The sequence below is a fragment of the Moheibacter stercoris genome, assembly GCF_040545805.1.
Classification (GTDB): Bacteria; Bacteroidota; Bacteroidia; order Flavobacteriales; family Weeksellaceae; genus Moheibacter; species Moheibacter stercoris.
On sequence record NZ_JBEPMO010000005.1, the window covers coordinates 157,791 to 170,617 of the forward strand.

The 12,827-nt window shown below is 36.2% G+C and carries 12 protein-coding genes; 4 read left to right on the top strand and 8 right to left on the bottom strand.

Annotation, left to right across the window (positions count from 1 at the left end; all coding sequences use genetic code 11):
* Window positions 1-79 precede the first annotated feature (79 nt).
* The 6 genes from ABID46_RS06325 to ABID46_RS06350 form a co-directional block, all read right to left on the bottom strand.
* A complete protein-coding gene (locus tag ABID46_RS06325; RefSeq protein ID WP_354508203.1) occupies window positions 80-376 on the bottom strand; it encodes an ATP-dependent Clp protease adaptor ClpS in 297 nt (98 codons plus the stop codon).
* Between the two features lie 15 nt (window positions 377-391).
* Window positions 392-1,219: a 50S ribosomal protein L11 methyltransferase gene (gene prmA / locus ABID46_RS06330; RefSeq protein WP_354508205.1), complete on the bottom strand. Its 828-nt coding sequence runs from the start codon at window positions 1,217-1,219 to the stop codon at window positions 392-394.
* A gap of 34 nt (window positions 1,220-1,253) precedes the next feature.
* Window positions 1,254-2,015, bottom strand: a complete 762-nt coding sequence (tpiA, locus tag ABID46_RS06335; RefSeq protein ID WP_354508207.1) for a triose-phosphate isomerase — start codon at window positions 2,013-2,015, stop codon at window positions 1,254-1,256.
* 123 nt (window positions 2,016-2,138) lie between these two features.
* Entirely contained in the window at window positions 2,139-3,215 is a 1,077-nt protein-coding gene (locus ABID46_RS06340) for an ABC transporter permease (RefSeq protein WP_354508209.1), read from the bottom strand.
* A gap of 26 nt (window positions 3,216-3,241) precedes the next feature.
* On the bottom strand, window positions 3,242-4,369 hold the full coding sequence (locus ABID46_RS06345) for a BT_3928 family protein (RefSeq protein WP_354508211.1): 1,128 nt from the start codon (window positions 4,367-4,369) through the stop codon (window positions 3,242-3,244).
* A 101-nt stretch (window positions 4,370-4,470) separates the two neighbouring features.
* Window positions 4,471-5,016, bottom strand: a complete 546-nt coding sequence (locus ABID46_RS06350) for a DUF1599 domain-containing protein (protein WP_354508213.1) — start codon at window positions 5,014-5,016, stop codon at window positions 4,471-4,473.
* Between the two features lie 41 nt (window positions 5,017-5,057).
* On the opposite strand from ABID46_RS06350, the gene folP reads away from it, so the two are divergent.
* Both folP and ABID46_RS06360 read left to right on the top strand, forming a co-directional pair.
* Window positions 5,058-5,879 carry a dihydropteroate synthase gene (folP, locus tag ABID46_RS06355; RefSeq protein ID WP_354508215.1) on the top strand — a complete coding sequence of 274 codons (822 nt, stop codon included), beginning with the start codon at window positions 5,058-5,060 and terminating at the stop codon, window positions 5,877-5,879.
* Between the two features lie 54 nt (window positions 5,880-5,933).
* Window positions 5,934-6,338: a hypothetical protein gene (locus tag ABID46_RS06360; protein ID WP_354508217.1), complete on the top strand. Its 405-nt coding sequence runs from the start codon at window positions 5,934-5,936 to the stop codon at window positions 6,336-6,338.
* 76 nt (window positions 6,339-6,414) lie between these two features.
* On the opposite strand, the gene ABID46_RS06365 is transcribed toward ABID46_RS06360, so the two are convergent.
* Window positions 6,415-7,209, bottom strand: a complete 795-nt coding sequence (locus tag ABID46_RS06365) for a superoxide dismutase (protein WP_354508220.1) — start codon at window positions 7,207-7,209, stop codon at window positions 6,415-6,417.
* A gap of 171 nt (window positions 7,210-7,380) precedes the next feature.
* Between ABID46_RS06365 and ppk2 the strand changes: the two genes are divergently transcribed.
* Entirely contained in the window at window positions 7,381-8,199 is an 819-nt protein-coding gene (gene ppk2, locus ABID46_RS06370) for a polyphosphate kinase 2 (RefSeq protein ID WP_354508222.1), read from the top strand.
* A gap of 147 nt (window positions 8,200-8,346) precedes the next feature.
* Window positions 8,347-10,152 (top strand): translational GTPase TypA, encoded by a 1,806-nt coding sequence (gene typA / locus ABID46_RS06375; protein WP_354508224.1) that lies wholly within the window; start codon window positions 8,347-8,349, stop codon window positions 10,150-10,152.
* Between the two features lie 195 nt (window positions 10,153-10,347).
* Here the strand turns inward: typA and ABID46_RS06380 are convergent, their stop codons facing one another.
* The gene (locus ABID46_RS06380) at window positions 10,348-12,792 is read right to left on the bottom strand and encodes a DUF5686 family protein (protein WP_354508226.1); all 2,445 of its coding nucleotides are present in this window, start codon (window positions 12,790-12,792) and stop codon (window positions 10,348-10,350) included.
* Window positions 12,793-12,827: the final 35 nt, after the last annotated feature.

The window sequence follows — 12,827 nt, forward strand, 5'->3', positions numbered from 1 at the left end:
AGAAATTATTTTCGCTTGCCAAAATTGTCAGCTTAGAATTAAACCAAAGAAGAAAATCTTAACATTTTATGTAAGGAAATCACATGATTTCGGCGCTCAATCCTCTATCAAGTAGCGCTGTACACATAGGTTCTAAGAATTCATAACTTCCTGTTTTGACTTCGCATTTCCCTTTGTAGTGCACAAGCCAAGTACATTGCTCTGCTTGTTCCAACGTATGATCACAAACTTCCATCAACGAGACGATCACGAAATCAAACGTATTGTAGTCATCATTATGAAGAACCAAAACGCGTTTTACTTCTTCTTCTGTTAAGACATCAACGTCAACATCTACTTCCCACTGTGGTTGAACATGAAAATTAAAATTCGACACTTTTAAAATTTTCTTTTATGATTGAACAAATTTTAAGGCGATCCATTCGTTTCGTTGTTTTTTAGAAACAAATTTCAAGCCATTTTCTTCGCATTTTTGTTTGATATCTTCAAAATCAAAATGCATCAATCCACTTAGATACAATTCTCCATTGGGTTTTAAATCCCCAACGTAGGCAGGAATGTCTGCCAATAAAATATTTTTATTGATGTTGGCCAAAATAATGTCGAATTGATGCTGACCAAGTAAACTAACATCACCTAATTTTACTGTAATGTCAACATGATTGCGTTCAGCATTTTCAATAGAATTCTCCACAGACCATTCGTCAATATCAATTCCTTCGACGTAATTTGCCTCTTTCATTTTTGCTAAAATGGCTAGAATGGAAGTGCCACAACCCATATCCAAAACATCTTTCCCAGCGAATTCATTTTCCAAAATGTATTCCACCATCAAATGTGTGGTTTCGTGGTGTCCAGTTCCGAATGACATTTTGGGTTGAATGACAATTTCAAACGGAAATTCAGGTTTAGCTTCGTGAAATTCTGAACGAATGTAGCATTGATCATTGACATTGATCGGATGAAAATTGGATTCCCATTGTTCGTTCCAATTGATTTGTTCAATTTCGAGTCGTTCGTAACTGATAGCGATTTCGGAAAGTTCTTCTAGTTTTGATTGAACAAATTCTTCATCGTCCAAATCTTTTATAACGTAGGCTAATAAACCTTCCTCTGTGTCAGTAAAACTATCAAATTCACCTTCCGCCAAATGAGCCATAAGAATTTCTCTCCATGGCTCAATTGGTGAAACCTTGAATTGGTATTCGATGTAATTCATGTAATGTTTAAAATTTCTACAAAAGTAGCGGAAATTAACCTCTTGCGTTGATAATTGTTGTAAAGTCTTCTAATTTTAACGAGGCTCCACCTACCAAAGCTCCATCTATATCATATTGCTCAAACAAATCTCTTGCGTTTCCTGCATTAACACTTCCACCGTATAAAATACTAGTTGCATTGGCAACGGCTAAACCATGTTGGTTTCCGATGGTTTTACGGATGAAATCATGCATTTCTTGCGCTTGGTCTGGACTGGCTGTTTTTCCTGTTCCAATAGCCCAAACTGGTTCATAAGCCACAATGAAATCTCTTAATAAATCCTCTGGATTTTGACGCTCCAAGGCAATGTTCAATTGTTCCTTCACTACGTCGAAATGCTTTCCAGATTCACGATCTTCCAATTTTTCACCTACACACAAAATTGGAGACATTCCTTTTTTGTATAAGTGAGAAATTTTCATTCCAATATATTTATCCACTTCGTGGTGATAAGCTCTTCTTTCTGAGTGCCCAACAATGCTGATTTTGGTTCCGATTGATAACAATTGCTCAGCCGAAACATCTCCCGTATAAGCACCGTTTTCCATAGCAGAAACATTCTGAGAAGCAACGCGTATTCTACTATTTTTCAAATCTTTGTTCAATTGTTCCAAGTATAAATGAGTTGGCGCAATGATGATTTCAGCGTTAGGTTTATGCGCATTTACCCAAGTGTTTAAGTGTAATGCTAATTCTCTTGCTTGTGGAAAGGTTAAGTTCATTTTCCAATTTCCAGCTACGATTTTTCTTCTCATAATTTCGTTCTTATTTGTGTTAAACTTAAGTTCTAATTAGTATTTACGCTTATGCATAAAGTTACGTAAAATTAAGCTCAAAAAGAATAGGCTAAAGTCAAAATATTGGAAACCTAAAATAAATCAGTTTATACGAACTTTTGGATCCAAAATTCCATACAAAACATCGACCAAAATATTGATGATGATAAAAGTAGTGGCAATGATTAAAACTGCTCCCATGACGATAGGTAGGTCCAAACTATTGAGAGCTGTAACAATTTCTTTTCCCAAGCCATTCCATCCGAAAATGAATTCTACAAAAACAGCACCCGCCAACATGGAAGCAAACCAACCCGAAGTTGCAGTAATCACTGGATTTAAGGCATTTCGTAGGGCATGTTTGTAAATGACCGATCTAGAACTTAATCCTTTTGCATAGGCAGTTCTGATGTAATCTTGAGACAAAACTTCCAATAATGAATTTCGGGTTAATTGAGAAATTACGGCCAATGGACGAATTCCTAAGGTTATAGCAGGCAATATTAGGTTTTGCAAGGCCAAGTATTTTCCATTTCCCATATCATCAATTTCATACAAACTTCCTGTCATAGATAATCCTGTGAAATCATGTAGCAAAAAGGCAAAAATAAATCCAATGAGAATGGCTGAAAAGAAAGAAGGTGTACTCATCCCAAAACTGGTCAAAACCAATAAACTTCTATCCATCCAACTGTCTTTCACCAATGCAGACCAAATTCCCAATAGTACACCAATTATAATAGCAAAACTAATGGCCGCAACGGCTAAAATCAAGGTGTTGGGCAAGGTTTCTTTGATGATATCCGATACTAATTTTCCTTGTTTTTGAAAGGAAGTTCTGAGATACGGATATTTCAAAACCAACGAATTCTCTCCCAATGGTAGTAGAGTTGAATAAGAGTATTTTTCAGTTTCCAAAGATGTATAACTATCACCTGATTTCCCATGAATGGAAATCGGAGATAAGTCGTTTACATAATAGCCATATTGTTTCCACAAGGGCTGATCCAATCCCAAGTTTTTTCTGATCAAAGCCAATTGTTCTGGATCTTCTTTCTGATCGAGCATCATTCGTGCAGGATCACCTGGAAGTACCGTAAACAAAAAGAATACAACCGTTATCACCCCTAACAAAGTTAGAAATCCATATATGATTTTTTGTAGGATGTAACGTAACATTATATACTATTAAAATGGATTTAATTTTAATTGAAACTTGCTAAGATTTCATCTGAATTTGGCATTGGGTTATCGTGGAATTTTTTCAAAACTGTTCCTTTCGAAATAGCCAAAATGCCAGGATTATTTCGGATGATGGTTTTCAACGTAATTTGATCGACAAAACAATAGGGGAATTTCGCTCCTTCTACATCATTGTTCACCAAAGCGGTTACCTGAACTCCTTTCTGCGTCAATTCGGCATACAAAAGATTTAACTTTGCTTTTTCCTCTTCGGTCATTTGACTCACAAAAGGAATCACGAAAAAAACCACTTTGGATTCACTCAAATAAAATTCGGTTTTATCTTCACCATTGCAATCCAAAATGAAATCCTTCACTGGCGGTTCATAACCTGCAGAAATTTTGTTGTTTTCGATTGCGTTCGTATCCATTTCCCAAGGAGTTCCTTCGTCATACCATTTCGAATCAGCTAGATATTCGGTATCCGTAATTTTGACCACTTCACCCGTTGTTTTGTGTTTCATGGTGTAGATTACTTCATATTGAGGCGGTTCTAAACCTAATTCCTCTGCCGATTTCATTCCTTCCACAATGCTTTTTCCTTCTGCATACGCACGGAAATCAATCAATGGCAAATACTGAATTCCAGTAAATGAAATCCATCCGCAAATCAGTAAAACAACAGCTGAAATTCCGTAATTGACTTTCATATTGGAAATCAATGGCGTTATGTATTTCTGTCCGATGAACAAAATGATGATTTGAACCAACAAGAAAATGTCTTTCCAGAAAGATTGCCAAGGCGTTAATTTCATCGCGTCTCCAAAACAACCACAATCGGTTACTTTGTTGAAATAAGCCGAATAAAAGGTTAAGAATGTGAAAAATACAATCAAGATCATCAACGACCAAAGCGTGAATTTTCTAAAAATTCCTAAGAGTAGAAATACTCCTAAGACGATTTCAAAGATGCTGAAAAAGGTTGCTTGAGGCAAAGCTAAATCATGCAAGAATGGTATGTTGAATACATCGGGTGCGAAATATTCTTCTAATTTGTATCCAAATCCAATCGGATCAATGGCTTTGACAAATCCGGAAATAATAAAAATGATTCCGACAATAAATCTGCAAATCTGTACGATGTATTTCATATGTCTATGTTTTATTTTCTAACTAATTAATGTTTAAAGTTTAAAGTTTCAGGTTTAACGTTTAACTTCCAACTTCCCGCTTCCAACCTCCAACTTCAAGCCTAACTTTTATCCTCTCCCAACAAAATCAACGCAAAAACGGCATAATTCACCATATCCAAATAATTGGCATCCAAACCTTCTGAAACCAGAAGTTTTCCTTTGTTGTCTTCGATTTGTTTTACGCGCAAAACTTTCTGCAAAATCATATCGGTGATGGAACTCACACGCATATCGCGCCAAGCTTCGCCATAATCATGGTTTTTGTCCATCATCAATTGTTGGGCTAATTCGGCTTTATGGCTATAGAGTTCGATGGCTTTTTCATTGGAAATGTCCAATTGATCGGCAATTCCCAATTCCAATTGGATCAAAGCGATGATCGAATAGTTGATGATTCCGATGAATTCACTTTCTTGTCCTTCGTCGATTTTTTGAACTTCTTTTTCCTGTAAACTTCTGATTCGGGCAACTTTGATGTAAATCTGATCGGTCAAGGAAGGCATTCTCAAAATGCGCCATGCCGGACCATAATCTTTTAATTTCTTCTCAAAAAGTGATTTACAAACTCCAATTACTGCCTGAAATTGGTTTAAAGTATTTTCCATAAATTCGTTTCGGATTCAAAAATAACAATACAAACCATAAAATGCTAATTAACTGCAAAGGAAAATTGGTTGATTTGTCTCAGCCAAAAATAATGGGAATTCTCAATACAACGCCAGATTCGTTTTTTGCCAAAAGTCGAGGACAGAATTTGGATGCTGCTTTAAGAAGAACGGAAGAAATGCTGAAGGAAGGGGCGGATTTCATTGATATTGGCGGAATGTCCACGCGTCCAGGTTCGGAGGAGATTTCGGAACAAGAGGAATTGGACCGAATCATGCCGATTTTGGAAGCGGTTTTAAAGGAATTTTCAGACATTTTGATCTCCATTGATACCTATCGATCCAAAGTCGTTCGGGAAACCATTGGAGCGGGAGCGGCGATTGTCAATGATATTTCTGCTGGAATCTTGGACAAGGAATTATTTGCCACTGTAGCTGAATTGAAAGTTCCTTATATTATGATGCATATGCAAGGAAAACCGCGCGATATGCAAGTCAACCCAACGTATGAAAATGTGTTGACAGAAGTCAATCAGTTTTTGGCAGAAAAGGTGTTGGAATTGAAAAGGCTAGGAGTGAACGATATTATTTTGGATCCTGGTTTTGGGTTTGGGAAAAATTTGGACCATAATTACGAACTGATGAAACATCTGGACTTGATTGGATTTGGAGAATTTCCTTTGCTGGTCGGAATTTCAAGAAAATCTATGATTACAAGATTGTTAGATATACCAGCTGATGAAGCCTTGAATGGAACGACCGCTTTGAATATGTTTGCCTTGAGTAAAGGAGCCAATATTTTGCGCGTTCACGATGTAAAGGAAGCCAAAGAAACTTTGAGAATTTGGGAGCGTTTGCAGTGATTTATATGGTAAGAATTTAAAATCCTTCTAGATTATACTTCAGAATAAATTGAAATGAACGAAAAATTAAAATTTATCAATACCCATATTTCAATAGAAAGGAAAAGTGAATCATCTTACTTTTTGGAAAATATTGATTTTAATGCTGGTAAATTAACGTTCACTTTTAATACTGTTGAAGACAATCAAACTATTAAACTAATATTTTCAGATTATTATTCTTTCAGAATTATGGAAGAATCATTGCTGTTAAATTATTTTGGTTTAGAGAATATTTCAAAAATAGAATTTGATTGTATATATCAAGTTGAAAGTTCTCCATACATGAATGAACTTGTGAATTCTTCCGAAAATTTTGCCACACAAAGTAATAAGATTCCAAAATTATATGGAATATATTTGTTTGACGATTGTATTGAAGTGATTTCTACTAACGATCCAAGAATAGAATATTGCTAAATTCAAATTAGTTGAATTAGTATATAAAAGAAAACCTCCTAAATCTAGGAGGTTTTGATATTTAAAGATGCTCAAATTAAGATTTTGAACCTTGCGTAACTTTCGCATAATTTTCATTCACAGCATTCCAATCTACTACATCAAAGAAAGCCGTGATATAGTCAGCACGTTTGTTTTGGTAACGTAAATAGTACGCATGTTCCCAAACATCGATACCAAAAATTGGCGTTCCAGAAATGGATTGACCTGGCATCAAAGGATTGTCTTGATTGGCAGTTGAACCAACCGATAATTTTCCGCTAGCATCTGAAACCAACCAAGCCCATCCAGAACCAAATTGTTTTGCTCCAGCATCAGACAATTGTTTTTTCAATTCGTCAAACGAACCAAAATCACGGTTGATTGCTTCAGCCAAAGGTCCAGTTGGTGCTCCACCTCCGTTTGGACTGATGGTTGCAAAATACATTACGTGGTTGAAATATCCACCACCGTTGTTTCTCAATGCAGCATTTTTCAAATCCAAACCTTTCAAGATTTCCTCAATTGATTTTGATTCATCAGCCGTTCCTTTGATAGCTTTGTTCAAATTGTTGGCATAACCCAAGAAGTGTTTGGAATAGTGAACTTCCATGGTTTTTGCGTCAATCGCTTTCTCCATATCTGCATATCCATATTTTAAGGCAGGCATTTGGAAAGGTCCTTCGTCAACTTTTACATCAGCCGGATTTCCAACTGCTTCAGAAGAATTTCCATCGGTTGAAGTAGATTCTGTAGCAACTGGGTCTGTCGAGTCTTTCGATTCTTTTTGATCACAAGAGATCATTCCGAAAGCTAAAATCATTGCGCTTAGCGCTATACTTAATTTTTTCATATTCCTTGTATTTAGTTTCAAAAATAGGAAATGTTAAAATGGACTGAAAGAATTTTATCTCAAATAAATGTTAAATAAGCTATGTTTTGAAGAAAAATTCATTTTTGGTAGAGGATTGCAAGGAATCTATGACGGAAAAAATCCTATCTTAGAATTAGATAAACAAAAAAAATGGCAGAATTTGATTTAGAGGATTTGGAAAGGATATCCAAAAGTGAAGAAATCATCGATTTATTGGTAGAGAAAGGAATCATCAAGGAGAAGAAATTTTTGGAACAATTGGCGTACGAAAAGGAATTGGACCAATTGCAAAAAGAAATGCTTCGTTTGCAAGAATACATCATCCAGCAAGGAAAAAAGATGTTGATTATATACGAAGGTCGCGATGCTGCAGGAAAGGGTGGGACGATTGCTCGAACGATTGCCAAAATGAACCCTAAACATTATCGGGTAATGGCACTTCCCAAACCAACGGAATTGGAACAAAAAGAATGGTATTTCCAACGCTATATTCAAAATTTACCTCGAAAAGAAGAAATCGTATTTTTTGATAGAAGTTGGTACAATCGGGCAGTGGTGGAACCAGTTTTCGGATTTTGCACAGCCGAACAACATGAAACCTTTATGAAGCAAGTCAATCCCTTGGAACATTTAATCATGGAAGATGGAACGATTTTGATCAAATTTTTCTTGAACATATCCAAAGACGAACAAAAAGAACGATTGGACGAGCGCAAAGAAGACGAAATGAAACAATACAAAATAGGAGGATTGGATGAACAAGCGCAAGTCAAATGGGATGATTATACCTTTTATTTTGACAAAATGTTAAAAGAAACATCAACTGAAAAATCTCCTTGGATTGAAATCAGAACCGATGATAAGAAGACAGCGCGATTGGAAACCATGAAATATATTTTGAATTCGGTTGAGGGATTTTCCTCTGAATTAAAATTAACTATGAATTCAGATGTACTAAAAATTCACTAAATAAATTTAAAGTAGTATAAAATCAAAACGATAGAAAATCAGCTTCTTTATGGAAGTTGATTTTTTTTTGATTTAACACATTATTAATCTGTTCTATACATTGTGGTTTTTATATTTTGTCGTAATTTTGCACCCTCAAATTTATTTATGCAAAACATACGCAACATTGCGATTATCGCACACGTTGACCACGGAAAAACTACTTTGGTCGACAAAATATTACATTCAACCAACGTTTTTCGTGAAAATCAAGAAGCTGGAGAATTGATCATGGACAATAATGATCAAGAGCGTGAACGTGGGATTACTATTTTCTCCAAAAATGTTTCTGTCGAGTATAAAGGAACTAAAATCAACGTTATCGATACTCCAGGCCACGCGGATTTTGGTGGTGAAGTAGAGCGTGTTTTGAAAATGGCCGATGGGGTTATTTTATTGGTCGATGCATTTGAAGGACCAATGCCTCAAACTCGTTTCGTTTTGCATAAAGCTTTGCAATTAGGATTAAAACCTTTGGTGGTTATCAATAAAGTAGACAAGCCAAACTGTCGTCCTGACGAAGTGCACGATGCAGTTTTTGATTTGTTCTTCAACTTAGATGCAACTGAAGAGCAATTGGAATTCCCAACTTTCTACGGATCATCTAAACAAGGATGGTTCAACACTGAAAATGTTCCAGCAGAAGATATCACACCATTATTGGATGGAATCTTGGAACATGTTCCAGCTCCTGAAGTTTCAGAAGGAACTTTGCAAATGCAAATTACCTCTTTGGATTATTCGTCTTTCTTAGGACGAATTGCTGTAGGAAAAGTGGCGAGAGGTTCTATCAAAGAAGGTCAATGGATCAGTTTGATGAAACCAGATGGAACTGCAACCAAGCAAAAAGTAAAAGAATTGATGATTTTCGAAGGTTTAGGAAAAAAGAAAACCAACGAAGTTATCGCAGGAGATATTTGTGCGGTTGTGGGAATGGATAAATTCCAAATTGGAGATACCATCGCCGATGCTGATAATCCAGAAGCTTTGCCAAGCATCAAGATAGACGAGCCAACGATGAATATGTCATTTGGGATCAACAATTCACCATTCTTTGGTAAAGATGGGAAATTCGTTACCAGCCGTCACTTGGTGGAACGTTTGGAATCGGAATTGGAAAGAAACTTAGCATTAAGAATCGAACCAACCGATGATTCAAACTCGTATTTGGTTTACGGTCGTGGTATCATGCACTTGTCGGTTTTGATTGAAACGATGAGAAGAGAAGGATACGAATTAACAGTAGGTCAACCTCAAGTTATCATCAAAGAAATCGACGGAGTGAAATGTGAACCGTACGAAACTTTGGTGATCGACGTTCCTCAAGATTTCGCAAGTAAAGCGATTGACTTGGTAACCCAACGCAAAGGGGATTTATTGATTATGGAATCCAAAGGAGAAAACCAACACTTGGAATTTGACATTCCATCGAGAGGTTTGATCGGATTGCGTTCTCAAATGTTAACAGCAACTGCAGGTGAAGCTGTAATGGCACACCGTTTCAGCGAATATAAACCATTGAAAGGGAAAATTCCTGGACGTTTAGCAGGTGTATTGATTAGCAAAGATCAAGGTGTTTCAACTCCTTATTCGATTGATAAATTACAAGATCGTGGAAAATTCTTCATCTCTCCAGGTGAGGAAGTTTACACAGGAATGATCATTGGTGAACATTCTCGTGACAACGATTTGGTAGTAAACGTAATCGAAGCCAAAAAATTGAACAATATGCGTGCTTCTGGTAAAGATGATTCCAATGCAATTGCGCCAAAAATCGATATGTCTTTGGAGGAATGTATGGAATACATCCAAGCCGATGAATGTATCGAGGTGACTCCAAACTTCATTCGTTTGAGAAAAATTCACTTGAAAGAAGAAGACAGAAAACGTCAACAAAAAGTATTGGAATCTTAATCTTTTTGTAAAAAGTATAATGTATAAAGTATTAAGTAAAGCTGCGATTTATCGTGGCTTTATTTTTTTTTGAACAATTTGGAGGATATAGCTTTAAGTTAACAGTTCCATGCAATACGTTTAAAATTCTAATTGTTCATTTTGTATTGGACGAAATTTACTTGATACTATATACCAAATACCAAATACCTGCGATTAAAAGAACGTCAACTTCAAGGTAGCCTTCACAAAGAAATTCTGATCAAAGGTATCTTGCGAATAAGATCCAAATCGATAGTAAGCTCCAACACCCAAAATGCCATAAATCAATTGGTTCAATTCCAATCCTGCTTCTTGATAATAATTTTTTGGAGTTTTAAACGAAATGTGTTGATGATCAATGGTGTTTTCCAAATCTCCAATCAATCCGCGGTAAATGAATTCTGGGAAAACTTCTTGATTTAAGAATCGGAATCCAGCGAATTTATGCGCCACATGAAACATTAGATATCGATCGGAATAGAATTCTCCCGGTTCCATGGTTTCAAAATTATTCAATCCTGCTACTCCAAAATTCTTGAAAATTCGATCTTTCCCTTTGGAATTCCCCATTCCTTCATACAAATTGAAAATTGGGGTATCGCCAAAACTTGCTCCCGCTCGGAATTGGAAATTCGTTTGTCCGAAAAAAGTTCGATACAAATCCAAATAGGTGAAATCCAATTTGGTTGGCGTATAATCGGCATTGAATAGGTTGACTCCTTGTGTCAAAGCCAAATAAAAGACTGGCATTCCGCTGCTGATCGTTACTTTTCCATAAGGTGTACGAACGTTTTGGTCTTTTGGAGCCCATCGGAGAGCCAATTGTGTATCAAATGATAAATAGGTTTCATCCAATCGATTGTCTTGGTATTGATAGGTAAATCCAGCTTTTTTTTCGTGGTAAATTCCAGCAATTCGGAAGGTGAAATTTTGCCAGAAATCTTGCTGATAGCCAAAACTTGCGCGTTGGTATTTGTAGAAGTAATCGTTGTAAATATTGGTGAAATTATCGTTCAAATACTGAATGTAATTGTTTTGAAGCAAAATCGGATTTCGTCCAGAAGCTTCTACATCTTTGGCATATTCAGCGAAAATCTTTCCTGAATAAGGTTTGTTGACCAACCAATCAATTCCACCGCCGAACTTGAATTCCTTGTCTTTGAATCCATAGGCAGCGTATCCGTTGAAATAAATATTTTCATTGAATTTATAGTTCGTTCCACCACCAACGCCCAATCGGAAGCCTTCATAATCATTGTAGTGAAACAATTTGGTCAAGTCCAAATCGTAATTTCCAAGCGATAATTTTCCGCCAGAACTCAAGACTCTCAACAATCGGATGTTTCGGTCCATTTTGTATTTCTCACCAATAGAATCGATTGCGATATAGGTGTTTTTTTCCATTTCGGTCAAAATGCTATCGCGGTATGCTTCCAAGGTTTCGTCAGATTGATCCATGGATTTGATGTCAATTTCGTTGGTGTATCCTTTGAATTCATTTCGTTCAAACTCAACAGGAGAAAGAATGTCTTTGAAACTTGTTGTCAAATGCAACCAAACCTTTTCTTTCTTTTGGATGGTATCTATTCGTAAAGTTCCATCTGCCAAAATGGTGTCTTTGGACGTTGGATATGAAATTTCGCCACCATCCATGCGATAGCGTTGTTGTTGTGGAAACCAATAGTTGTCAAATAGCGTCCAATCCATCTCTAATTCAGCAACATTTTTGTCTGAAAGGTTTTCAGCATAAAATTTCCCTAAAGCAAAAGTTTCTTTGTCAATCCAAACTTTTCCTTTGATTTGTTGTTTGTTTTGAACTCTTTTTTGTGGAAAAAAGGAAACGATGATCATTTCTTTTCCTTCCAATTCTTCATAATCTGAAATTCGAAATCGATATTCGTTCAAACCCGCTAAAGAAACAGGATTGACAAATTGACGAAAGAAGAAATTAATTTTATCATCTGAAAAACTATGTGAAATCGGTTGCATGGCAACGAATTCATACAAAGGAATTTTCGTTCCAGAAATTCGAGTTGCTTTGACGATGTTTTTTGCACCGAATTGATTGGAAAACTTATGATCCATCGCACGTTCGCCCAACATCAAATGGCTTTTGTCCAATAATCGACGTACATCATTGTAACTAGAATCCGATTCATTTTTTGGGAACAAAATGTACGGCATAGAATCGGTTGCGGCAGTGACCAAAAATTTGCTATAACTTTTATATTGATAGGTTTTTAGGTTTTCAATGCTGTTTTTCTTCTGATTCTGAATGGATTTTCGGATGATATTTCGGGCTTCGGAATCGTCGTTGGTTATTTCGGTGGAGCTAAGTTGAATGGTGATCGGTTTTAGTTGAACGACCATATCCTTTCCATACACATATAATTTTTTCTCTTCGTAGCCATCATAATTCAATTTGACCAAATTAACTCCAGTGGGAACTACAAATAATCCTTTGGAATTGGTTTTTCCCAATTCTTGATTGTCCTGATTGAGAACATAAACATCTTGTAGCGGTTGATCTTCCATAAAACCATCCATCACAATGATTTTGGTTTGGCTCCATAAAATTCCAGAGAAAAGAAGAAATACGAAAAGTAAATGTTTTGGCATACTTGAATGCATTGAATTCGGTAACAAATTTAATC

Coding starts and splice junctions, on each gene's coding strand:
- prmA (WP_354508205.1), bottom strand. CDS start 1,219: ATGAATTACATCGAATACCAATTCAAGGTTTCACCAATTGAGCCATGG.
- ABID46_RS06350 (WP_354508213.1), bottom strand. CDS start 5,016: ATGGAAAATACTTTAAACCAATTTCAGGCAGTAATTGGAGTTTGTAAA.
- folP (WP_354508215.1), top strand. CDS start 5,058: ATGCTAATTAACTGCAAAGGAAAATTGGTTGATTTGTCTCAGCCAAAA.
- ABID46_RS06380 (WP_354508226.1), bottom strand. CDS start 12,792: ATGCCAAAACATTTACTTTTCGTATTTCTTCTTTTCTCTGGAATTTTA.
- ABID46_RS06360 (WP_354508217.1), top strand. CDS start 5,934: ATGAACGAAAAATTAAAATTTATCAATACCCATATTTCAATAGAAAGG.
- ABID46_RS06340 (WP_354508209.1), bottom strand. CDS start 3,215: ATGTTACGTTACATCCTACAAAAAATCATATATGGATTTCTAACTTTG.
- typA (WP_354508224.1), top strand. CDS start 8,347: ATGCAAAACATACGCAACATTGCGATTATCGCACACGTTGACCACGGA.
- tpiA (WP_354508207.1), bottom strand. CDS start 2,015: ATGAGAAGAAAAATCGTAGCTGGAAATTGGAAAATGAACTTAACCTTT.
- ABID46_RS06345 (WP_354508211.1), bottom strand. CDS start 4,369: ATGAAATACATCGTACAGATTTGCAGATTTATTGTCGGAATCATTTTT.
- ppk2 (WP_354508222.1), top strand. CDS start 7,381: ATGGCAGAATTTGATTTAGAGGATTTGGAAAGGATATCCAAAAGTGAA.
- ABID46_RS06365 (WP_354508220.1), bottom strand. CDS start 7,209: ATGAAAAAATTAAGTATAGCGCTAAGCGCAATGATTTTAGCTTTCGGA.